The organism is Alteromonas sp. MMG017, from assembly GCF_018100795.1.
Classification (GTDB): domain Bacteria; phylum Pseudomonadota; class Gammaproteobacteria; order Enterobacterales; family Alteromonadaceae; genus Alteromonas.
In genome coordinates, this window is sequence record NZ_JAGJDY010000007.1 from 81,985 (window position 1) to 105,665 (window position 23,681).

The following is a 23,681-nucleotide window of genomic DNA, read 5'->3' on the forward strand; positions in this document are numbered from 1 at the left end:
AACTTGAAATAAATACTTAGTTAATATTCATTTAATTTTTGGAACTTGTGATGGAATCACAGGCATTTTTTCTGAATTTTGATGATAAAACTCCGCAAATTCGCCTGCAGTGGTAAACCAAATATTAGTTTCCTCAGAAAGAACTTTTAGAATTGACTCAAAATAGTCCCAATTATTAAATGCAATATTTTGATCGAATTCCCACGAATGTCCCCAAATAACAAAGACAGATAATGAGTCAGTTTTATTTTCCACATATTTCTTGGCAAGCGGGTATGCGTCAGAATGATGTGCGCTAGGATGCCATTCGAATAAGTTTTCAGGTAACTCAAAATTCAGGGTGCTGTTTACCGTTCGAGCGTTAGTGAAACCAGCTTGTTTCAATGTTTGGATGACTTCGTCATCATATAGCCCTAGAGGATATGCAAAAGATGTTACGGTATACCCAGCAAATAAACTTAAACGTTCTTTGTCAGACTCAACTTGATGCTGTATTTCCTGTTGAGGCAAGCCGGGAAGTCCTGGATGCGAAAAGCTGTGACCTGCTATCTCGTGTCTTTTATATAGCACAGCTACTTCGTCATGATGTACATAGGTACCTTTAATAGCTAAGTATTCTTTTAACCACGGGGCATGTTGCGAAAAAAGCCCCGAACTTAAGTTAAAAGTTCCTTTAACTTTGTACTTATCCAATAGGCTAACTAACCGCCTATCTTGTACCATCCCATCGTCGAAACTAAATACAACAGCCTTTTTATTTCCATCTGGATAGGTAAGCTCCGCATATGAAGAGTTGGCAATAAATAATAAACAGATAAAGAGAAAGTATTTCTTAGATGTAATCATAAATTTTTTAAGTACGGCATCAATTGCTCTTTGAAAACTTGGTAACCCGCTTCGTTTAAATGCGTACCGTCAGTAGTAAGCGCTGGGTTCATCGTTCCATCAATGGAAAATGAATCGTGAAAATTCAAAAAAGTAAAATGGTCTGAATTACTTAACTCTATTTGTCTATTTACCTCTTTTGCCATAACGGTGATGTAGTCTCTATGATCGGGGAGCAGACCCAGCACAAAAATTTTTGTATTAGGTAAAGAGGCGTTAATCTTCGAAACAATTTGTCTAATGTTCAACGCTGTATTTGATAAATTCTGGATCTCTCGTTCATAGTAGAGGTTAAAGATATCGTTGATACCAATTAAAAGGAAAACCACTGCTGGGCTATTATTTTCAATTTCTTGTAACCGTTCTAAAACCCCATAGGTCGTGTCACCGCTTATTCCTCTATTACGTACCTTTAAGTTATCAAACCTGATAGACCAGTTGGCACCTAGTTCTGTTAGACTATCACCTATAAAAACAACATCTCCGGTTTTAATAGGCTGGGTATCAAAGAGCGCCATACGGCTCTGGTAATGTTCTTTCAACCATTCGTTTTGATAGGGTATGCCTTGCTCGCCTGCGAATAAATTAAAGGCTGTACAAGTAAACGTTAGCGTAAATAGTATTCTTAAAACATTCCGTCTTAGCCTCATGCTGTTAATCCTTAATTAAACCGCAAGCTTCGACCAAATTCTTATAAGATAATGCGAAGTCTTTACCCATTTGAACGAAACTTTCGCTGGTGTAATGCCATGGATCATCACCATAAGTATAGCTATCTGAGTTAGACATGTAAGTAGCGCAGTTGTCTGACTCAACAAACAATTTTTGAGCTAGATGCACACGCTCAATGTACGGCATAATATCTTCTTCGCCTAACTCAGAATCGGTAATCTTACCGATAACAACCGGCAGATCATCCATCCTTAAAGCGGCACGAAATAGGTTCATCAAAGAGGTTAAATTACTTAGATATGCATTAGCTGATTCTTTACTTGCGTGAGCATCTGCCTCACCCTGCATCCAAATAATTCCCATGGGTTTTAACGAGTCTGGTTCGCCATCGCCATCAATATCATTTGCAGCATAAGCGTTGTTGATTGCTTCTAACGCAAAATCATATTGATTATGACCTTTACCGTCAGTGAAATTCGGGTACCAGTTACTGTATCCCGTATTGAGCGCTAGGCCAGTTCCACCTACCGCATATTTAATAATGGCAATTTTTTTATCAGGATACTGCTGTTGAATCGACTGAGCGAAAGTCAACTCCGCGCCAAAGCGCTGTGACAGTGTATTTGTAGTGCCGTCAGATTGAAAGCCAGTCCCGTGACCAGGCTTAAGCTTGTCCCACTTACCTACGCCTCCATTTTCTTGATTATCGAAAACACCATTACCATGAAAAATAAGCACCTCTTGTTCTTTTGCTATGTTACTTGGTAACTCAGAAACATAACCATAGCCGTCCATATTTGATTGCCCTGCCATAAAAAAAGTCAAATACTCATCAGCTATGGTTGAGCATGAAAACAATGAAGCTATACAGACTAATGCGGTGTTTTTCATAATAAATATCTTCGTGTGATTTTGTTAACCAATCAAGATTACTATTAAACAAATTCATAACAAGGTGAATACGATTGCAAGGTGCCTAAAAAGTAGAACTCTATTAAGGTTGGTCGCTACATACAAAAAAGCCCGCTAATTTGCGGGCTTTACTTAAACACTTGCGTGCGCTTTGCTTACTACCAACCAGTAGTTTCGCGAAGTGCCTTGCCGATATCAGCAAGAGAGCGAACGGTTTTAACGCCCGCATCTTCTAGTGCTTTGAATTTCTCGTCAGCTGTACCTTTACCGCCAGCGATGATTGCACCAGCGTGCCCCATACGCTTACCTTCAGGTGCAGTTACACCCGCAATGTAAGAAACAACAGGCTTAGTTACGTTAGCTTTGATGAATTCAGCAGCTTCTTCTTCTGCTGTACCACCAATTTCACCAATCATAACGATAGCTTCTGTTTGAGGATCATCTTGGAACAACTGTAGGATGTCGATGAAGTTTGAACCAGGAATTGGATCACCACCGATACCAACACAGCTAGACTGGCCGAAACCTTCGTCAGTAGTTTGCTTAACCGCTTCGTACGTAAGTGTACCAGAGCGAGAAACAATACCTACTTTACCAGGCTTGTGGATGTGACCAGGCATGATACCAATCTTACACTCTCCAGGAGTAATAACACCTGGGCAGTTTGGTCCAATCATGCGAACGCCTTTTGCGTTTACGTATTCTTTAACGTAAAGCATATCAAGCGTTGGAATACCTTCAGTGATACAAACGATAAGCTCGATGCCAGCATCAGCTGCTTCAACGATTGAATCTTTACAGAACGCAGCTGGTACATAGATAACAGTTGCAGTTGCGCCTGTTGCTTCTACCGCTTCACGTACTGTATTGAATACTGGAAGACCTAGGTGCTCAGTGCCGCCTTTGCCTGGTGTAACACCACCAACCATTTGCGTACCGTAAGCAATCGCTTGCTCAGAGTGGAAAGTACCTTGACCACCAGTGAAACCTTGACAGATTACTTTGGTATCTTTGTTAATTAATACAGACATTATTTGCCCTCCGCTGCAGCAACAACTTTCTGTGCTGCATCAGTTAGCGACTCAGCAGCAATGATATCAAGACCAGAGTTCGCTAGAACTTCACGGCCAAGCTCTGCGTTTGTACCTTCAAGACGTACAACAACAGGAACACTAACGCCAACTTCTTTAACCGCGCCAATGATACCTTCAGCAATCATGTCACAACGAACGATACCGCCAAAGATGTTAACTAAAACAGCTGAAACGTTGTCGTCAGATAAGATGATTTTGAATGCTTCTGCAACACGCTCTTTAGTCGCGCCGCCACCAACATCTAGGAAGTTAGCTGGCTTGCCACCGTGTAGGTTTACGATATCCATCGTACCCATTGCTAGGCCTGCACCGTTAACCATACAACCTACGTTACCGTCTAGCGCAACATAGTTAAGTTCAAACTCAGCAGCATGCGCTTCACGTGCATCTTCTTGAGTAGGATCTTGCATAGCTTTAACTTTAGGCTGGCGATATAACGCGTTGCCGTCGATAGCTAGCTTAGCGTCAAGACAGTGAAGATCACCATCTTCTTTAATTACAAGCGGGTTAATTTCAATCAAAGCAACATCAAGATCTTCAAACATCTTAGCTAGGCCAAGGAAAATCTTAGTGAATTGCTTAATTTGAACGCCAGAAAGACCAAGTTTAAACGCCATTTCGCGCGCTTGGTAAGGCTGAGCACCAACAATTGGGTCGATTTCAGCTTTAAGGATTTTTTCAGGCGTTTCTTCAGCAACAGTTTCAATCTCAACGCCACCTTCAGTAGAAGCCATAAACACAACACGACGGGTTGTGCGGTCAACTACTGCACCAAGGTACAATTCGTTAGCGATATCTGTGCAAGTTTCAACAAGGATTTTGCTCACAGGCTGACCATTTTCGTCAGTCTGGAAAGTCACCAAATTTTTGCCAAGCCAGTTTTCTGCGAAAGCTTTAATTGCGTCAGTATCTTTTACTAACTTAACGCCACCTGCTTTACCGCGACCACCTGCGTGGACCTGACATTTTACTACCCACTCACTACCGCCAATGCGGTTAGCGGCCTCTACAGCACTTTCAGGAGTGTCTGCTGCGTATCCTTCAGAAACAGGTAGACCGTATTCTTTGAATAGCTGCTTACCTTGGTATTCATGCAAATTCATGGTGTTTCTATCCGATTTTTAGTAAGACAAAAGCCGCTCGCGCGACTTGATTAATTAGACTGATATTATAGGGCGAATATCAGCGTTGTGGCAGTAACGCATCTTACCTCAATAAGAAACGCCGCTGCGCACAATAACAAGAGAGGAAAGCCTTACACGTCTAATAGAAGGCGTGTTGGATCTTCAAGCATCTCTTTGATTGTTACCAAGAAGCCTACTGACTCTTTACCATCAACAATACGATGGTCGTAAGACAGGGCGAGGTACATCATTGGCAGAATTTCCACCTTACCGTTAACAGCCATTGGGCGATCTTGGATTTTATGCATACCCAAAATTGCGCTCTGTGGCGGGTTAATGATAGGCGTAGACATCAATGAACCAAACACACCACCGTTAGTGATAGTAAAGTTACCGCCTTGAAGGTCTGCCATCGACAATTTGCCATCACGGCCTTTAATTGCCAATTCTTTAATTCCTTTCTCAACACCGGCCATACCTAGTGTATCCGTATCTTTTAAGATAGGCGTAACTAGACCGCGAGGCGTTGATACCGCGATAGAGATATCGAAGTAGTTGTGATAAACAATGTCATCACCGTCAATTGATGCGTTCACATCTGGGAAACGTTTAAGGGCTTCAGTTACCGCTTTCACGTAGAAAGACATGAAACCTAAACGAATACCGTGACGTTTCTCAAAGCTCTCTTGATACTGCTTACGAAGTTCCATAATTGGCTTCATGTTAACTTCGTTGAACGTAGTTAGCATAGCAGTAGAGTTTTTAGCTTCAAGTAAACGGGTTGCAATCGTTTTACGAAGGCGTGTCATAGGTACACGTTTTTCAGTACGGTTACCCGTAGGTAGTTCAGCAACATCGGCTGAAGCAGCCGGTGCTGAAGCCGCTGGTGCACTTCCACCTTTAAGGTGCTTTTCTACGTCTTCTTTAGTAATACGGCCATTTTTGCCCGTACCTTTAACTTTTGCTGCGTCTACGCCTTTTTCCGCCAGTAAACGGCGAACTGAAGGACTAAGTGCATCGCTGCTTTCATCTGAATCATCAGAAGATGCTTCAGACGACTCAGATGCAGCTGCACCTGATGACGCGCCTTCAACAAATTTTGCAATTACTTCTTCAGCTGTCACTGTTGCGCCTTCTTCGGCAACAATATCAGATAGCGAGCCATCAGCTGGCGCGACGACTTCTAGAACAACTTTATCAGTTTCGATATCAACCAAGTTTTGGTCACGGCTTACCGCTTCGCCTACTGCAACATGCCACGTGGCGATGGTTGCATCAGCTACCGACTCAGGTAATACAGGCACTTTAACGTCTGACGTTTTACCGCTAGATGCAGGTGCTGCTTCTTTTTTAGATTCAGCTTTCGCTTCAGATTTAGCTGGCGCAGCGCCACCCTCTTCTAATTTAGCAATAACTTGTTCGCCTAGTACCGTTGCACCCTCTTCATTAAGAAGCTCACCGATAGTTCCGTCGGCTGGTGCTACAACTTCCAGCACAACTTTATCAGTTTCAATGTCAACCAGGTTCTGGTCACGCTTTACCGCGTCGCCGGCCTTTACGTGCCAAGTTGCAATGGTGGCATCGGCAACTGACTCTGGTAGGACCGGAACTTTTATCTCAATTGTCATCATTGTTCCTTATTTAATAGTGAGTGCGTCTTCAACCAGCGCTTTTTGCTGCTGATTGTGAACGGAAACATAACCTACTGCAGGTGAGGAGGATGCTTCACGACCTGCATATGTTAATTTGGCGCCATCTGGAATTGCTTGCCAGAAGTGGTGCTGACTGCAATACCAAGCTCCTTGGTTTTGCGGTTCTTCCTGACACCAAACCCAATCTGTAACGTGGCTGTATTGTGCCACAACTTTAGCGCATTCTTCTTGTGGGAATGGATAAAGTTGCTCCAATCTTACGATTGCAACGTCTGTTTGTTCATTTTTACGGCGCTGGTCAAGCAAATCGTAGTAAACCTTGCCTGAACACATCACCACACGCTTAACGTCTTTCGGATTAATATCGTCAATTTCGCTAATCACGTTGTGGAATTTGCCTTCCGCTAACTCTTCAAGAGAAGAAGTGGCAAGCGGATGACGCAACAAGGATTTAGGCGACATAACGATAAGCGGTTTACGCATAGGGCGAACCACTTGACGACGAAGCATGTTAAATACTTGCGCGGGTGTTGAAGGTACACATACTTGCCAGTTGTGATCAGCACACATTTGCAAGAAACGTTCAAGACGCGCCGAGCTATGCTCAGGACCTTGACCTTCGTAGCCATGTGGAAGCAACATCGTTAGACCACACAACCGGCCCCACTTCGCTTCACCTGAACTTAAGAACTGGTCAAATACAACCTGTGCACCGTTCGCGAAGTCACCAAACTGGGCTTCCCAAATGGTTAAACACTCAGGTTCTGCCGTTGCGTAACCATATTCAAACGCCATCACTGCTTCTTCTGAAAGCACAGAGTCGTAAATTTCGATCTCGCCTTGGCCTTCACGAATATTTTGCAGTGGCATGAACGTCGAGCCATCAGCTTGATTATGTAATACCGCATGACGGTGGAAGAAAGTACCACGGCCAGAATCCTGACCTGTCATACGAATATCTTCACCCGCATCAACTAACGATGCGTATGCTAAGTTTTCTGCCATTCCCCAATCAAGTTTCTTCTCACCACTCACCATGGCCTTGCGGTCTTGGTATAGTTTGTTTACACGAGATTGAAGTTTGTGACCTTCAGGGAAAGTCGTCAGTGCTTCACCAAGCTCTTTAAGTTTTTCGACACTAATAGCGCCGTCATAGGGAGTATCCCAATCGTGACCTAAGTACGGAGACCAGTCTACACTGTGCTCTGTCATCGGACGCCATTCTTCAACCACACACGCACCATGATCAAGTGCAGCGCGATATTCTTCTATAAACCGATCGGCATCACGCTGTTCAATAACGCCTTCAGCAATGAGCTGGTCGGCATAAATAGCGCGAGGTACAGGATGTTTCTTCACTTTTTGGTACATAAGGGGCTGAGTTGCATTTGGCTCATCAGCTTCGTTATGACCATGACGGCGATAACAGACTAAATCGATAACTACGTCACGCTTGAATTTATTACGATATTCAAGGGCAAGTTGAGTCACAAAAGCAACCGCTTCTGGATCGTCAGAGTTAACGTGGAATATAGGCGCCTGAACCATCTTAGCGATATCAGTACAATATTGCGTAGAACGGGTATCTTCAGTTTTTGACGTTGTGAAACCAACTTGGTTGTTCACCACAATACGTACTGTTCCGCCCACGGCGAAACCGCGAGTTTGTGACATATTGAAGGTTTCTTGCACTACGCCCTGCCCAGCAATCGCTGAGTCACCGTGAATGGTGATAGGAAGTACGGCATTGGTATCGTCGTTTCGGCGTTCTAGACGCGCTCGAACCGAGCCCATCACTACTGGATTAACAATCTCAAGGTGAGATGGGTTAAACGCAAGCGCAAGGTGAACGTTGCCGCCTGGGGTAGCAAAGTCTGATGAGAAGCCGGCGTGGTATTTAACATCACCAGCACCTAATGAATCATCATGCTTACCTGCGAATTCGTCGAACAATACCGATGGGTTTTTACCCAACACGTTAACCAGTACGTTCAGACGACCACGGTGAGCCATACCAATAACCACTTCTTTAGTGCCGGCAGCACCTGCATTAGTAATTAGGTTTTTAAGCATTGGAACCAACGCATCACCACCTTCCAGTGAGAAACGTTTTGCACCCGGGAATTTAGACCCAAGGTATTTTTCCATGCCGTCAGCAGCCGTTAGCCCTTTAAGTAGGGTTAGTTTTTCATCTTTAGAAAACTCAGGCTTGGCTTGTACTGACTCAATTTTTTGCTGTAACCAGCGTTTTTGGTCTGTATCGGTAATGTGCATGTACTCAGCACCGATAGAGCCACAATATGTTCTATTAAGTGATTTAAACAACTCACCTAATGACATCGAATCTTTACCAATGGCAAAAGACCCTACGTTGAACACACTGTCAAAATCTTTATCAGAAAGGTTATGGTGAGAAAGTTCTAAATCACGAACGCGCTCTTGTTTCCATAATCCTAGCGGATCGAGGTTGGCATGCTGGTGACCTCGGAAGCGAAAGGCATTGATAAGCTGTAACACTTTAACTTGCCTGTCATCCGAGACCGGAGTGCCTTCAACTGGTGCGCTCGACATTCGTGCTGTCGGGCCTAGAGCAGCTAGCTTCCTGAACTGATCTTTAACACTAGTATGGTTGGTTTCAAGTTCAACGCCTTCGACCTTGGGGAGGCTATCAAAGATTTGACGCCAAGTATCGGAAACGCTCTGCGGGTCTTCCAAATACGATTCGTACAATTCTTCAACATAGGCAGCGTTGGCACCTGCCATATGCGAGGAATCCCACCACGCTTTCATCACGCTTTCTTGCATTTAATTTGCCTTGCTACGTTTTGTAAATTCTATTAACCATCGGTTTGTATTATAAGGTTATTCGTGACATAACCAAGCGTTATACCGATGAATACAAAAAAAAATAGCCATCACATCCGGATGGCTATTTAGAGCATTGCTTTCTGTCACTCAGGAGTAAACAGAATATAGTACTAAACAGCCCGTTGTAAAAGCATAGACTTAATGTGTCCAATTGCCTTTGTCGGGTTTAATCCTTTCGGACATACACTTACACAGTTCATGATACCGTGACAGCGGAATACGCTAAATGCATCATCTAGGTCGTTCAAGCGTTCATCGGTTGCAGTATCACGGCTATCGATAAGGAAACGATAAGCGTGAAGCAAACCAGCTGGCCCGATAAATTTATCCGGGTTCCACCAGAACGATGGGCACGACGTAGAACAACATGCACATAGAATACATTCATACAGTCCATCAAGCTTAGCACGTTCTTCAGGAGACTGAAGGTGTTCTCTTGCAGGAGGCTGTTTATCATCGTTGATTAAGAATGGCTTAATCTTTTCATACTGGGTGTAAAACTGTGTCATATCAACCACAAGGTCGCGTACTACTGGCAGACCTGGAAGTGGACGAACAACAACTTTACCTTTACCTAATGCAGACAAAGGCGTAATACAGGCAAGACCATTCTTACCATTCATATTAACACCGTCTGAACCACACACACCTTCACGGCACGAGCGGCGGAAAGATAACGTTGGATCTTGCTCTTTAAGAGCAATTAATGCATCCAACACCATCATGTCACGACCTTCCTCTACTTCTAGAGTGTAGTCTTGCATGCGTGGCTTGTTATCAACATCAGGGTTGTAACGATATATCGAAAATTGTAATTGCATGATCGTTGCCTCTCTTAATATGAACGCACTTTAGGCGGGAAAGCTTCCCGAAGCTTAGGCGCCATATTGACATCACGTTTAAGCATTTTTTCAGTATTCGGATCGTAAACGCTGTGGCATAACCAGTTCTCATCGTCACGGTCCGGGAAATCGAAGCGGCTGTGTGCGCCACGGCTTTCCGTTCTGAAGTTCGCTGCTACTGCTGTGCTGTACGCGGTTTCCATAAGGTTATCAAGCTCAAGACATTCAATACGCTGAGTATTGAAATCGGCACTCTTATCATCAAGGCGAGCATTCTGAAGACGTTCACGAATTTCACCAAGTTGCTTAAGGCCGTCTGCCATGGCTTCACCTTCACGGAATACTGAGAAGTTAAGCTGCATGCATTCTTGCATATCTTTTTTGATTTGAACCGGATCTTCGCCCTTACCTTTCTCTGAGTTTTCCCAGCGATTGAAGCGAGACATAGCCACTTCAAGGTCAGACTCTGATGCTTCACGAAATGGTGATGCGTCAGAAAGGGTTTTACCTAAGTGTAGACCAGTCGCACGACCGAATACTACAAGGTCAAGTAGTGAGTTACCGCCTAAGCGGTTAGCGCCGTGTACAGATACACAAGCAATTTCACCACAAGCGAATAAGCCATTTACCACTTTATCGTTACCGTCAGCATCTACCGTTAGACATTGACCATCGACAGTCGTGGGAATACCACCCATCATATAGTGACATGTTGGTATTACAGGAATCGGTTCTTTAACTGGATCAACGTGAGCAAACGTACGAGAAAGCTCAAGAATACCTGGTAAACGAGACTCAAGTACGTCTTTACCAAGGTGATCAAGTTTAAGTTTACAGTGAGGTCCCCAAGGGCCATCGAATCCGCGGCCTTCGCGAATTTCTGTCATCATTGAACGTGCTACAACGTCACGACCAGCAAGGTCTTTCGCGTTAGGCGCATAGCGTTCCATGAAGCGTTCACCGTCTTTATTAAGTAGGTAACCACCTTCACCACGACAACCTTCCGTTACTAGCGTACCAGCTCCGGCGATCCCCGTAGGGTGGAACTGCCACATTTCCATATCTTGTAGTGCAACACCAGCGCGAATTGCCATACCAACACCGTCACCGGTATTAATGTGTGCATTGGTAGTAGAAGCGAAAATACGCCCTGCTCCACCTGTCGCGAGTACTACCGCTTTAGACTTGAAGTAAACTACTTCGCCTGTTTCGATATCGATAGCAGTACAACCAACAACGTCACCGTCTTGGTTTTTAACTAGGTCGAGTGCATACCACTCAGAAAAGACCTTCGTTTTATTCTTTACGTTTTGCTGATAAAGCAAATGCAGCAAGGCGTGACCAGTACGGTCAGCAGCGGCTGCGGTTCGAGCTGCTTGCTCGCCACCAAAATTTCTTGATTGACCACCGAAAGGACGCTGGTAAACCTTACCATTCTCAAAGCGTGAGAAAGGTAAACCCATGTTCTCCATCTCAATGATGGCTTCTGGGCCGGTTTTACACATATATTCAATAGCGTCTTGGTCACCAATGTAGTCCGACCCTTTTACAGTGTCGTACATGTGCCATTCCCAGTTATCTTCATGGGAATTACCTAGCGCAACAGTAATACCACCTTGCGCTGATACCGTATGTGAACGGGTAGGAAATACTTTAGACAGTAGTGCACATGATTTGCCAGATTCTGAAATCTGCAATGCTGCACGCATACCAGCGCCACCAGCACCAATAACTACTGCGTCAAACTCGTGAACGGGTAAACTCATCTTACACTCCCCACAATACAAACAGACCAACAGCGACGTAACCAAAAGCAATGATGTTTAGAACATACTGAATGATTGCACGCAAACCAGACGCCTTCACATAATCGGTAAGTACTTGCCATAAGCCAATACGAACGTGGATCATGATGGCGATAAGTGCTGCCAATGTGAACACTTTCATCGCTAGCCCAGAAAATAATCCGCGCCACTCAATGAAAGTAATATTTTCAGTGGATATAAAAAACCACGCCATGAATACCGTATAAGCAAAAATGATTGCAGCGGTAGTACGTAGTGACACGTAATCTTGAATACCATTACGCTTTAAGCTTGCTTGGTTTCCTAGCATAGTGCTACTCCCAATACTACTGTCAGCACAATCCAAAGAGCGATAGCTATTTTGGCGCTGAGGTTTCCTGACTCCAACTCTTCCCAGTGACCTAAATCCATAACAACATGTCTTAGGCCGCCTAAAATGTGGTAAGTCAGCGCTGATAAAGTGCCTATTGCGATCACTTTTCCAATGATACCGTCCATCATCGCTTGTACGTTCGCAAACCCTTCAGGCGAGGAAACAGAAACTGCCCATGCCCAAATAACAAAGAGTAATGCAAAAAACATTGCGACACCGGTAACACGGTGGAGAATTGACGAAATAGCGGCAGGCGGAAATTTAATAGTATTGAGTTCTAAATTTACTGGTCTTTGCTTTTTCACAATGTATGCCTGTTTAATCCGTAGGGATAATGAATTACTCGCCGTTATAATGTCCTGTGCGAGTTAATTCGTTTATTACCTGTTAATTACCTCATCCAATGAGTTGTTAACAATTTGTGAATTATTCTTTAATGCAATTTACAGAATAATTATTCTGTTTTAATGCACTGCTGAGTATATCCAGCACAGTATATAATTACAATTTTTTGTGCTGCAGTAAGACTTTAGTCTTTTTTGACAAATCTTCCTGATAAATACAAAGAAAAGTAGTCACAAATACTAACAACAAGCATGGAATGCTTAATAAACAAGGCTGTAAAGTGTATCAGCACTAAACCAGAATAACACTATTTTCACTAGTAAAATTAAGGTCTTTTAATGAAAACGAGCAATTCTCAATCGACAAAAGGTTAATATTTCAGCTAAGCTGTTAATAAATTTGGTAAACGGTGGTTTACCTTTTGCGAAAAGACATTGATAATTACCCCGAAACGGGTTTAGTGCGATTACCAAAATGTTAACGATATAGATTCCGGCTGAGTATTATAAATCTCAGTAATTCGGAATATTTATTGTGCATAAATGCAATTAAATTGACTTATTGGTACATAATAAAGTACAAATACGCCACTTTTCCCCAACGAAACGAGCATTTTCGCCCGTTTTCGCTGCAAACAGAACCATTCTGAGGAGAGCATTTTATGGCAGATCAGAAAGCCATTCTTAAAGCCGGCGGTAAGGAAATCGAGCTTCCTATCTTGTCTGGCACCGAAGGACAAGACGTAATCGACGTCCGTTCACTGGGTCAACACGGGTACTTCACCTACGACCCTGGTTTTATGGCGACAGGATCTTGCGAGTCAGCTATTACTTATATTGACGGCGCTGCTGGTGTTCTTTTACACCGTGGTTTCCCAATCGAAGAACTAGCGCGCGATGCAGACTACCTTGAAGTTTGTCATATGCTTCTACACGGTGATGCGCCGTCTAAAGAAGAATATGAAGAATTCAAATCAACGATTACACGCCACACCATGGTACATGAGCAAATTAACATGTTCTTCCATGGCTTCCGCAACGATGCCCACCCTATGGCAATGTTATGCGGTACTGTTGGTGGTATGTCATCTTTCTATCACAGCGACTTAGACGTTTCTAACGATGAAGAACGTAAACGTAGTGCACATCGCTTAATTGCGAAAATGCCTACATTGGTAGCCATGTGTTACAAATACAACATTGGCCAACCGTTCGTTTATCCACGTAACGATTTAAGTTATGCAGCTAACTTTTTGAACATGATGTTCTCAGTTCCTGCTGAAGAATTTGAGATTAGCCCTGCGGTTGAACGTGCAATGGATCGGATCTTTACGCTTCATGCTGACCACGAGCAAAACGCATCTACCTCTACTGTTCGTCTAGCTGGTTCATCTGGTGCTAACCCTTACGCATGTATTGCGGCTGGTGTTGCTTCACTTTGGGGCCCTGCCCACGGTGGTGCGAACGAAGCATGTCTAAATATGCTTGAAGAAATTGGTACTGTTGACCGCATTCCTGAGTTTATTGCACGTGCTAAAGATAAGGCAGACCCGTTCCGTCTTATGGGCTTTGGTCACCGTGTATATAAAAACCACGATCCACGTGCAACAGTAATGCGTGAAAGCTGCCACGAAGTACTAAGCGAACTTAATGTTAAAGATCCACTACTTGAAGTAGCAATGGAACTTGAAAAAATTGCATTGAGCGACCCGTACTTCGCAGAGAAGAAATTGTTCCCTAACGTAGATTTCTACTCGGGTATCGTACTTAAAGCTATTGGTATTCCTACCAACATGTTTACGTGTATCTTCGCATTGTCTCGTACAGTGGGTTGGATTTCACACTGGCATGAAATGATGAGCGATCCAAAACAAAAAATTGGTCGTCCTCGTCAGCTTTACACTGGTCACAACCAGCGTAAGTACACGCCTTTAAAATAAGCGTGAACAGGTAAATATTTGTTCATAAAATAGCGCCTTACGGCGCTATTTTTTTAGCTCTGTTTTAGTGAAATCACTGTTGTAAAACAAGTTTATTAAAATAACCGCAGAAGGATTATGTTACATGCCCTACTCTGTTGTGTTACTTGGCGTGGCTGGGCTCATCCCATTTTTAGCTATGCCAATAGCCTATTCTCTTAATCTTTTGTCATTAACCCAAAGCGCTATTTACTTTATGCAGTACTCAGCGGTTTTGCTGTCATTTTTTGGTGGTATTCATTGGTGGGATTCCATCAGTAATCAGCGCTATGGCAAACAAATGTATATCGCCATGCTACCCAGCATTATCGGTTGGCTTTGTCTAGTGTTTAGCCACGACCCGAAAACCTTAGGGGTATTATCGCTTAGCTACGTTGCCATTTTAGTTTACGATAAATTCACGCTTAGCCTTCCTAAAGGCCAAATTGTGAGTTACATCAGTTTACGTATAGCCCTTACCTCAGTTGTGGTGATTAGCCATGCATGGATGATTTACCTCATTACCTAATTGCCTAATTGCCTAATTGCCTAATTGCCTAATTGCCTAATTGCCTAATTGCCTAATTGCCATGGTAGATATACACCGCATGTTGTCAGGACAGCATCGTAAGTAGTTGCTAAGGCTGCACGTGGTAACTAATGGCTAAAACGGCACTTGCCAGTAAGACACAAAAAAGCGCAGTCATTATTAATGATGACCGCGCTTTATTTTTGTTCTAATTTTCATGTTCCGGTTTTTATCTTTTCATACTTACTCAGTTTTTTAGAAAGTCAGCAGTAAAAATAGTAAAGAAGCGGAATATTATTCGTCACGTATTACCGAAAGCAACTCAGCCGTTTTCTCTTCCATTAAAGCAATATCACCACGACTTTCTACGTTTAAGCGAATAACAGGTTCGGTGTTCGATTTACGCAAATTGAAGCGCCATGTATCAAATTCCAATCCAAGGCCGTCGGTAGTATCGATAACTGTCGCAAGTGGCTTATATTTAGATGTCGCGCGCTCAAGTGCAGCATCGGCGTCTTTAAGCTTGCTGTTAATCTCACCCGACGATGGAAACGCTTCAATGCGCGCTTTAACCATGCTGGCCAATGATTGCTTTTTAACACACACGAGTTCGGCAATTAATAGCCAAGGTATCATGCCTGAGTCACAGTAAGCGAAATCTCTGAAATAGTGGTGCGCACTCATTTCACCGCCATAAACAGCATCTTCTTTACGCATACGCTCCTTTATAAACGCATGCCCTGTTTTCGACTTAATGGGTGTACCGCCAGCATTCGCCACGATGTCTTCGGTATTCCAAAATACCCGTGGATCATAAATAATTTTGCTGTCTTGGTTTTTCTCAATGAACGCTGCGGCAAGCAAACCAACAATGTAATAGCCTTCAATGAAGTTGCCATCGGCATCGAACAAGAAACAACGATCGAAGTCACCATCCCATGCCACACCAAAGTCCGCGTTATGTTTTATAACAGCATCGGCAGTGTCTGCTCGGTTTTCAGGTAACAAAGGATTAGGAATACCATGAGGGAACGTGCCATCTGCTTCGTGGTGTACTTTAATAAAGCTAATGGGAACTTGTCTGCTTGCTAACTCGGCTTCAATAGCATCTAGCGCAGGACCTGCAGCACCATTGCCCGCATTTACCACTATTTTAAGTGGCGTAAACGAATCAAGGTTAACGTAAGACAACATGTGATCTACGTAAGCTGACATACAGCTGTCTTCTACATAGCTTCCTGTGTCTGTTAAATGTGAAACCTTAATGTGTGCATGACCATTATAAAAGGCGTCAGCATCGATGGCTTCGCCTTGGGTGTAATAGGCAAGGCGCTGTGATACAGCTTCATCGCTTAACTGTTCAGCACGTGTTTTAATCGCATTTAAGCCAGTGTCGCCACTAATGGGCACAGAGTCAGCTTTTACCAACTTCATGCCATTGTAATTAATGGGGTTGTGACTAGCGGTCACTTCTATTCCGCCATCAACACCTAAGTGTTTAGTCGCGAAGTATATTTCTTCCGTTCCTGCCATACCAATATCGGTAACGTTCGCGCCAGCATCAATTAGCCCTGCGCTCAAGGCAAGTTTTAAGGGGGTGGACGTTAAACGAACATCGCTGCCTACCACTACCGTTTTCGCATTCAACTCTTCAGCAAAGGCGTAACCAATGCGGTAAGCCGTTGCTTCATCAAGTTGGCTGTTAAGCTCACCGCGTATGTCATATGCTTTAAAGCACGTAATTGGTTTAGTCATGTATTAGAGTCTCTGTTCCCTGTTAAAGCTATTATTGGTCACTTGTGTGACAAGAAGAAGTGTTACAAGAAAAGTAACCAATATCATTCTAAAGTAGATGGTATAAAACCCCTCACCTTCGCGCAATGTGCTTTTGAAATTACTCAGCAATTAAACTGACTTTATTGCTTCTCTGTTGTGTGGCGCCATTAAATCTTGCTTTGGGCCAACGGGAATAACTTGGGTAGGGTTAATCATGGTGTGACTATAATAATAATGACGTTTGATATGGTCAAAATTCACTGTACTCGCCACACCAGGATATTGATACAACTCTTTCATGTAGCCAAACAAGTTGGGGTAATCCGCTATTTGGCGAATATTGCATTTGAAGTGGCCATGGTACACCGCATCAAAGCGAATTAAAGTGGTGAATAAGCGCCAATCTGCTTCGGTAATTTGATGGCCAACTAAATAGCGCTGAGTAGACAATCGCGTTTCTAACGTATCTAACGCTTCAAATAACGTGTTTACAGCATCTTCATAAGCGCTTTGAGTGGTAGCAAAACCCGCCTTATACACCCCATTATTAATAGCGTGATACACCATTTTATTAATAGCGTCTATTTCTTCACGCAGTGGTACAGGGTAAAAGTCTTGTTCGTCACCGGTAAGGGCATTGAAGTCGCTATTAAAAATACGAATAATATCTGCCGATTCATTATTCACTATGGATTGGGTTTGCTTATCCCACAAAACCGGAACCGTTACCCGGGTGGTAACATCATGCTTTGCTTTGGTGTAAAGCTGGTGCAGGTAGTCAAAGTGGTAAAGCTTATCGCCAGTGCTACCTGGATAATCTGAAAAACTCCAACCGTCCCCCAGCATATCGGGGTTTACCACTGAAACATCAATGTGTTCAGTGAGCCCTTTAAGTTGCCTTAAAATTAGCGCACGATGGGCCCACGGACATGCATACGCGACATAAAGGTGATATCGACCAGATTCAGGCGGGTGCTGCGCACCGGCTTCACCGCCTATTGCACCTCTAAACTTAGACGCTTGACGTTCAAATTTACCGCCATTCTCACTCGTGTCATACCATTTATCTTGCCATATTCCGTCTACAAGCAATCCCATTTAGTTCTCCAAGCATTCATTTTAAAACGTGATATTCAAACATGTATAGCTTTGAACGTAATGCCTGTATTTTTGGATTTAACTTCCTAGTTTTTAGAACGAATAGATAGAGCAAATCTACGTAGCGTCCATTTTATCGATGATGGCTTTGGCAATGGGCATGGCGCTAGTAGCTGCAGGAGAAGGCGCATTGCCAACGTGTAATACCCTGTCAGTTGATAAGAATTCAAAGTCGCCCATCATTTTTCCGGTTTTAGACACCGCTTGCGCCCTTATCCCAGGCCGGTAGTAGTGCAAATCCTCTTCATTAATTGACGGGCAATATTTTTGTACCAAACTTGCGTAATAAGACTTGCTTACGCTACTTTTGATTTCAGATATTACACTGGATTTAAATTGCCAGAGCAGCCGCCACAACCCTTGGTATGATAAGGTTCTGAAAATTTCGCTGTAGGATGGAAGGGTATCATAGGCTTCTCGACCAGGTGCTAATACCGCATTTGGCCCTACCGTCGTATAACCGCCTATCATTTTTGTTAAATGAACACCTAGAAATGGCATATCTGGGTTGGGTACAGGATATATCAATCTTTCGCTTACGTTATCGTACTTAGAAGATAAGCGATAATATTCCCCTTTGAACGGCACGATTTTAAAATCTGGGGTTATTCCTTGCTTTCTAATTAAGTCATCTGCATACACTCCCGCACAGCAAATAACCCTATCAGCTTCTATGCGTCGTTTTACACCATTTACTTCGGTTAACAGCGATACACATTCGTCATGTTCGTCGATGGCATGGACCCGTGTATTGAATTGCGCAGTCACGTTTGAATTTTCGGTTGCAACCGCCATTAGCGATTTTGTGATAGCCGTGTAATCGGTAATGCCTGTTGAATTAACGAAGATTGCTTCTTTACCCGTAATATTAGGTTCCATCGAGTGAAGCCTAGATTGGGTAACGCGATCGGGACTTAAATCGTTTATTTCGCAGTTATTGAAAAGGTTATCAAGTTTATGCACCTCATCAGTGGTGGTCGCCACTATAAGCTTACCGCATTGCTCAAACGGTAAATGATGATCTCTACACCACGCAATAGTATCTTCTAAACCTTGCCTACAATACTGTGACTTTAACGAACCAGGCGGGTAATACACCCCACCGTGGATCACTCCCGAGTTTCTGCCGGTTTGATGAAATGCAGCTACAGGCTCTTTTTCAATTAAGTGAACCTTGTGCTGTGGATAGCGCTTTTGATACTCATAAAGTACAGCCGCACCCACTATTCCAGCACCTACAATGGCAATATCGTACCGTTTTGACATGTCTTACTTGTTGTTTAAAGAAGATCCCTTGCAATATTACGCTTTTTTGCGATCATGCGCCCCTTAACTAAACGCATTTAATTTTTGTTTAAACTGTTGGGTTTATTCGCCGCCTCCAAGTGTTGGCTGAGCAGTGTTCGCAGAACATTGTCAGCAGAGTATCGTTGACCCAGCGGTTTTAACAAAGCGGCTATTGGCATAGCAAGAACTGGAATACATAGTGAGTATATTGGAAGATCAAAGGTTTGGCGGCATCGTTCGCCTATACGGCGCAGAAGCCGCAGAAAAACTTGCAGTGAGCCATGTGTGCGTTGTGGGTATTGGTGGTGTTGGAAGCTGGAGTGCAGAAGCACTTGCGCGCTCTGGCATTGGTAAAATCACCCTGATTGATTTAGATGACGTATGTGTAACTAACACCAACCGACAAATTCATGCCATAGCCGATACTATAGGCGACGCAAAGGTTGACGCTATTGCTGAGCGTATTAAACGTATCAACCCAAATTGCGAAATCGTATGTATTGAAGACTTCGTCACGCCTGAAAACACGGCAGAGCTGTTAACCCAAGATATGCATGCCGTGATTGACGCAACTGACAGCATTAGAGCGAAAGCTGCCATGGTAGCTCATTGTAAACGGGCTAAAATACCCATTGTGACTGTTGGTGGTGCCGGCGGACAGATTGACCCAACCCAAGTCACTCGGGGCGATTTATCGAAAACCACCCAAGATCCTCTTGCGGCTAAATTGCGCAGTGAATTAAGACGCCATTATAATTTCAGCAAAAATCCTAAACGCCGCTTTGGGGTTGAATGTATCTATTCAACTGAACAGTTGCGCTATCCCCAACCAGACGGCAGCGTGTGTTATAACAAATCGGCGATGGAAGGCGGTACTCGGCTAGATTGTGCTGGCGGTTTTGGCGCGGTGGTATCAGTAACGGCCACCTTTGGTATGTTCGCATCAGCCAGTGTAATCAATCGCTTAACCGGTCATAAATAGACAAACGAGAATAACTACCGCACAATGTTACAAGCTGGGTTATAAGCTGGGTTATCAGCAGGTTTAAAAATGACGATAGCTAACATCACACTATCGCGTAAAGGTTAAAGGAGAAGGATAATAAAATGTCACCCATAGAGCTCGAAAAATTAATGAAGGACTGCGCAGAAGATGCGGTTGCTACAGCCCAAGAAGAGTTCAGTTTAACCTTAGATTATTCTGCTGAAAGTATTTCGCTTGTAGATGATATTTTACTTAGTTTTTTAGACAAATATCATGACAGCGCGCTAGAAGATGAGGCAGTTTTCACCATTTGTAATATCTTTGGAGCCTATGTAGGAGAAACGTTCCAGCGTTTTGTAGGTGGAACCTGGCTTTATGACCAATCAAATCCCAAAGCGCCTTATGTGTTATTAGTGGTAGGTGAAAACTCTTATGCCTTCGCTGGTATTTGCTACGAGCGACTCGTGAACGACAGCCAAGTTAGTGTTAAAGCTTATTTCGACCAATCTGTAAGTAATCACCGCCAGTAATCGGTCTGTATTGCACTTCTTCGTGTGAGGCTTTTATTTCTTGCCTCACGCGCTAGCTATTTGCGATTTGCGATTTGCGATTTGCGATTTGCGATTTGCGATTTGCGATTTGCGATTTGCGATTTGCATGTAATTAATATCGATATGTAATCTAATGGCAATTTACTCGCAATGAGGCTTTTTCCAGTCTTGTATCATCCAGCGCAAATGCCGACTTCGGCTAATACAATATAAACTGATAGTCGACACCACCACTTTGATGGCCGTTATCATCTCAAACCCCCAATGTACCGACACAATATGATAAAACTGCACACTCAATGACGCTATCACTCCCACTAAAATAAGTGGCAACAATGCAGTAGACCAACTTGTGTATCCCTTTTTCCACAGCCTTTCACGTTGCGATATAAGCGCAAGCCCTAGCACTATCGGCACACTGCTTAATAATGCCAAGCCTAAACTTTCACTTTGAGGATAAAACAGCTTGAGTAATGCTTCTGTTTGCGAACGCGAGGCTAACGAAAAAATAAAGGCAATCCAGTCCAAACTAAAAAGTGCCAGTATGACGTACAACCATTTCGGCGGTAAAATTCGGCCAGATTCATCGTAGTATTTTAATGGCAGTTTTAGCATGAAAAACGAGTAACCTTGCTTAAAAGAATAATTAATAACTCAATTATTATTGGGCTAATAATACAAACTTAAAGCGCTTAAAAAAAATATCTGGCAATTTGAGAGATTTATAAATGTTGTAATATAAACGATATGGCATCAGGTGATTTAAATGAGTTATGTTTAGACACAACAATGAGCCTTTCTAGCGCTTCTGGTATATCTGCACTTTCGTAGGTCACCACGCCATCAGTAAGTAGTAAACACACTTCCCTTTTTTCACATTCTGTTTCTTTTTTTGACCCAATAATTGAATAAGCTTTTCCCTGAATGCGCATAGGATACAAGGTGTTCATTAAAGGGTGGCCTGGCTTTAACGAGTCGAGGCTTTTGAATTTAGTGTCGTTAGATAGCTCTGCATGTCTGACTGAACAATATCTACCCCTTTCGCATCAAGTAAACCAACAAACATATTTTTAAGTTCATAGGGTATTTGTACTAACGATGAGCCAATATAACAGATTGCCGATGCCGCCAATGCCGAGCCCTTATGGGGCGTATCTAAATAAAAAACCGTGTTTGTTTTAAACCCAGTTGAGAAGAGCGAAAGAGTATGATGAATTTTTGTTCAGTATTCCACTAATTGGCAGTATTGTCGTTAGTTGAAAAAGTTTTACCTCAAAGAGCTGCGAACCCGTCATACTTACTGTATAATCCGCGGCCATTTTAGGCACAAGTAGCGTCGTTTACCGGGTGATATTTTAGATGACTGTAGAAACCTTCAATCCAAGTAAAGCAGCAAACAAAACCACTACTTTAGAAACGCCAGTGAAAACACTGACTGAAAATCGTAGTACAGGTGCAAGCAACGGCGCCCGCATTGGGTTTGTCAGCTTAGGCTGCCCTAAAAACTTGGTAGACTCAGAGCGCATTCTTACGCAATTGCGTACCGAGGGCTACGATGTTGTTCCTACATACAACGATGCTGATTTAGTTATTGTTAATACCTGCGGTTTTATTGATGCCGCGGTGGAAGAGTCACTTGATACCATTGGTGAAGCGTTAAAAGAAAACGGCAAAGTCATCGTAACTGGCTGTTTGGGCATTAAAGAGGATGAAATTCGTGAAGTACACCCTAATGTACTGGCTATTACCGGTCCTCACGCTTATGAGTCAGTAGTTGAGCAAGTTCACGAACACTTACCTAAGCCTCAACATAATCCGTTTGAACATTTAGTGCCCGATCACGGTGTTAAACTTACCCCTCGTCATTACGCGTATTTAAAAATATCAGAAGGCTGTAACCACAGATGTACTTTCTGCATCATTCCTTCGATGCGTGGCGACCTGGTAAGCCGCCCTGTAGGCAGTGTGCTTGATGAAGCTAAGCGATTAAAAGCTGCAGGTGTTAAAGAGCTACTGGTTATTTCACAAGACACCAGTGCCTACGGCGTTGATGTGAAACATAGAACAGGTTTCTGGGATGGTATGCCCGTAAAAACACACATGCAGCAATTGTGTGAAAAACTTGGCGAAATGGGTATTTGGGTACGCCTTCATTATGTTTACCCCTACCCACATGTTGACGACCTTATTCCATTAATGAATGAAGGTAAAATTCTGCCTTACCTTGATATCCCGTTTCAGCATGCCAATAAGCGCATCTTACGTTTAATGAAGCGCCCTGGTAGTGCAGATCGTACGCTAGAACGGGTTAAGAAATGGCGTGAAGCCTGCCCTTCATTGGTTATCCGCTCAACCTTTATCGTAGGTTTTCCGGGTGAAACCGAAGAAGAATTTGAAGAGCTACTCGACTTTATACGAGAAGCACAGCTAGATCGTGTGGGTGCATTTGCCTACTCACCGGTAGAAGGTGCTCGCGCCAACGACTTACCTGATCCTGTGCCAGAAGACGTTAAACAAGAACGCTTAGCGCGCTTCATGGAAGTTCAAGGTGAAATTAGCGCCCAGCGCTTACAAGCTCGCATTGGTAACGAATACCAAGTGGTTATCGACAGCGTAGACAGCGAAGGTGCTGTAGGGCGAACGTACGCCGATGCGCCTGAGGTTGATGGCTTAGTTCATCTTAATGGCGTTTACGATGTAAAACCGGGTCAACGAGTGTGGGCTGAAGTCATTCATGCTAATGAACACGACGTGTGGGCTGTGCTGTCTGAAGACCAAGACGAAGACGAAAGCCAAGGCTAATTTTAGAAGCAGCCAGCAAGCTTTCAACTCGCTTGCCACACTAAATACAGTTTAGAAAAACCGG

22 protein-coding genes are annotated in these 23,681 nt (G+C 43.4%); 5 read left to right on the forward strand and 17 right to left on the reverse strand.

The window, feature by feature from the left end; translation table 11 throughout:
- Positions 1 to 27 precede the first annotated feature (27 nt).
- The 11 genes from J8L84_RS12300 to sdhC form a co-directional block, all read right to left on the reverse strand.
- On the reverse strand, positions 28 to 846 hold the full coding sequence (locus tag J8L84_RS12300; protein WP_211070955.1) for a polysaccharide deacetylase family protein: 819 nt from the start codon (positions 844 to 846) through the stop codon (positions 28 to 30).
- Positions 843 to 1,535 (reverse strand): GDSL-type esterase/lipase family protein, encoded by a 693-nt coding sequence (locus tag J8L84_RS12305; RefSeq protein ID WP_211070956.1) that lies wholly within the window; start codon positions 1,533 to 1,535, stop codon positions 843 to 845. Before J8L84_RS12305 ends, J8L84_RS12300 begins: the two co-directional genes overlap by 4 nt.
- A 4-nt stretch (positions 1,536 to 1,539) precedes the next feature.
- The gene (locus tag J8L84_RS12310; protein ID WP_211070957.1) at positions 1,540 to 2,448 is read right to left on the reverse strand and encodes a sialate O-acetylesterase; all 909 of its coding nucleotides are present in this window, start codon (positions 2,446 to 2,448) and stop codon (positions 1,540 to 1,542) included.
- A gap of 179 nt (positions 2,449 to 2,627) precedes the next feature.
- Complete coding sequence (gene sucD / locus J8L84_RS12315; protein WP_032094181.1) at positions 2,628 to 3,500, reverse strand: succinate--CoA ligase subunit alpha; 873 nt, start codon at positions 3,498 to 3,500, stop codon at positions 2,628 to 2,630.
- Entirely contained in the window at positions 3,500 to 4,666 is a 1,167-nt protein-coding gene (sucC, locus tag J8L84_RS12320; protein WP_159530111.1) for an ADP-forming succinate--CoA ligase subunit beta, read from the reverse strand. Before sucC ends, sucD begins: the two co-directional genes overlap by 1 nt.
- A gap of 152 nt (positions 4,667 to 4,818) precedes the next feature.
- Positions 4,819 to 6,315 carry a 2-oxoglutarate dehydrogenase complex dihydrolipoyllysine-residue succinyltransferase gene (gene odhB / locus J8L84_RS12325; protein ID WP_211071099.1) on the reverse strand — a complete coding sequence of 499 codons (1,497 nt, stop codon included), beginning with the start codon at positions 6,313 to 6,315 and terminating at the stop codon, positions 4,819 to 4,821.
- Positions 6,316 to 6,324: 9 nt separating this feature from the next.
- A complete protein-coding gene (gene sucA, locus J8L84_RS12330) occupies positions 6,325 to 9,144 on the reverse strand; it encodes a 2-oxoglutarate dehydrogenase E1 component (protein WP_211070958.1) in 2,820 nt (939 codons plus the stop codon).
- A 173-nt stretch (positions 9,145 to 9,317) separates the two neighbouring features.
- Positions 9,318 to 10,028, reverse strand: coding sequence for a succinate dehydrogenase iron-sulfur subunit (locus tag J8L84_RS12335; RefSeq protein WP_057791623.1), 711 nt, complete (start codon positions 10,026 to 10,028; stop codon positions 9,318 to 9,320).
- 14 nt (positions 10,029 to 10,042) lie between these two features.
- Complete coding sequence (gene sdhA, locus J8L84_RS12340; RefSeq protein ID WP_211070959.1) at positions 10,043 to 11,815, reverse strand: succinate dehydrogenase flavoprotein subunit; 1,773 nt, start codon at positions 11,813 to 11,815, stop codon at positions 10,043 to 10,045.
- A gap of 1 nt (position 11,816) precedes the next feature.
- A complete protein-coding gene (sdhD, locus tag J8L84_RS12345) occupies positions 11,817 to 12,164 on the reverse strand; it encodes a succinate dehydrogenase, hydrophobic membrane anchor protein (RefSeq protein ID WP_211070960.1) in 348 nt (115 codons plus the stop codon).
- The gene (gene sdhC / locus J8L84_RS12350) at positions 12,158 to 12,532 is read right to left on the reverse strand and encodes a succinate dehydrogenase, cytochrome b556 subunit (RefSeq protein ID WP_013783979.1); all 375 of its coding nucleotides are present in this window, start codon (positions 12,530 to 12,532) and stop codon (positions 12,158 to 12,160) included. The genes sdhD and sdhC overlap by 7 nt, the downstream gene beginning before the upstream one ends.
- A gap of 701 nt (positions 12,533 to 13,233) precedes the next feature.
- Here sdhC and J8L84_RS12355 point away from each other — a divergent pair.
- Together J8L84_RS12355 and J8L84_RS12360 are read left to right on the forward strand one after the other, a co-directional pair.
- Positions 13,234 to 14,511 (forward strand): citrate synthase, encoded by a 1,278-nt coding sequence (locus tag J8L84_RS12355; protein ID WP_057791619.1) that lies wholly within the window; start codon positions 13,234 to 13,236, stop codon positions 14,509 to 14,511.
- Between the two features lie 124 nt (positions 14,512 to 14,635).
- Positions 14,636 to 15,058 (forward strand): DUF3429 domain-containing protein, encoded by a 423-nt coding sequence (locus J8L84_RS12360; RefSeq protein ID WP_057791617.1) that lies wholly within the window; start codon positions 14,636 to 14,638, stop codon positions 15,056 to 15,058.
- A 294-nt stretch (positions 15,059 to 15,352) separates the two neighbouring features.
- Here J8L84_RS12360 and J8L84_RS12365 read toward each other — a convergent pair whose 3' ends face one another.
- From J8L84_RS12365 to lhgO, 3 genes are all read right to left on the reverse strand, one after another.
- The gene (locus J8L84_RS12365) at positions 15,353 to 16,813 is read right to left on the reverse strand and encodes a phosphomannomutase CpsG (protein WP_211070961.1); all 1,461 of its coding nucleotides are present in this window, start codon (positions 16,811 to 16,813) and stop codon (positions 15,353 to 15,355) included.
- Between the two features lie 150 nt (positions 16,814 to 16,963).
- Complete coding sequence (locus J8L84_RS12370; RefSeq protein ID WP_211070962.1) at positions 16,964 to 17,932, reverse strand: glutathione S-transferase family protein; 969 nt, start codon at positions 17,930 to 17,932, stop codon at positions 16,964 to 16,966.
- Positions 17,933 to 18,049: 117 nt separating this feature from the next.
- Positions 18,050 to 19,258 (reverse strand): L-2-hydroxyglutarate oxidase, encoded by a 1,209-nt coding sequence (lhgO, locus tag J8L84_RS12375; protein WP_211070963.1) that lies wholly within the window; start codon positions 19,256 to 19,258, stop codon positions 18,050 to 18,052.
- A 226-nt stretch (positions 19,259 to 19,484) separates the two neighbouring features.
- On the opposite strand from lhgO, the gene tcdA reads away from it, so the two are divergent.
- Entirely contained in the window at positions 19,485 to 20,261 is a 777-nt protein-coding gene (tcdA, locus tag J8L84_RS12380) for a tRNA cyclic N6-threonylcarbamoyladenosine(37) synthase TcdA (protein WP_211071100.1), read from the forward strand.
- A 125-nt stretch (positions 20,262 to 20,386) separates the two neighbouring features.
- Entirely contained in the window at positions 20,387 to 20,794 is a 408-nt protein-coding gene (locus J8L84_RS12385) for a hypothetical protein (protein ID WP_057791609.1), read from the forward strand.
- Positions 20,795 to 20,956: 162 nt separating this feature from the next.
- On the opposite strand, the gene J8L84_RS12390 is transcribed toward J8L84_RS12385, so the two are convergent.
- The 3 genes from J8L84_RS12390 to J8L84_RS12400 all read right to left on the reverse strand — a co-directional run bounded on the left by J8L84_RS12390 (position 20,957) and on the right by J8L84_RS12400 (position 21,947).
- Complete coding sequence (locus J8L84_RS12390; protein WP_211070964.1) at positions 20,957 to 21,430, reverse strand: DUF2919 family protein; 474 nt, start codon at positions 21,428 to 21,430, stop codon at positions 20,957 to 20,959.
- A 107-nt stretch (positions 21,431 to 21,537) separates the two neighbouring features.
- Complete coding sequence (locus tag J8L84_RS12395) at positions 21,538 to 21,765, reverse strand: hypothetical protein (RefSeq protein ID WP_211070965.1); 228 nt, start codon at positions 21,763 to 21,765, stop codon at positions 21,538 to 21,540.
- A gap of 17 nt (positions 21,766 to 21,782) precedes the next feature.
- Complete coding sequence (locus tag J8L84_RS12400; RefSeq protein ID WP_211070966.1) at positions 21,783 to 21,947, reverse strand: hypothetical protein; 165 nt, start codon at positions 21,945 to 21,947, stop codon at positions 21,783 to 21,785.
- A gap of 227 nt (positions 21,948 to 22,174) precedes the next feature.
- On the opposite strand from J8L84_RS12400, the gene rimO reads away from it, so the two are divergent.
- Positions 22,175 to 23,617, forward strand: a complete 1,443-nt coding sequence (rimO, locus tag J8L84_RS12405; protein WP_211070967.1) for a 30S ribosomal protein S12 methylthiotransferase RimO — start codon at positions 22,175 to 22,177, stop codon at positions 23,615 to 23,617.
- The last annotated feature ends 64 nt before the right edge of the window (positions 23,618 to 23,681 follow it).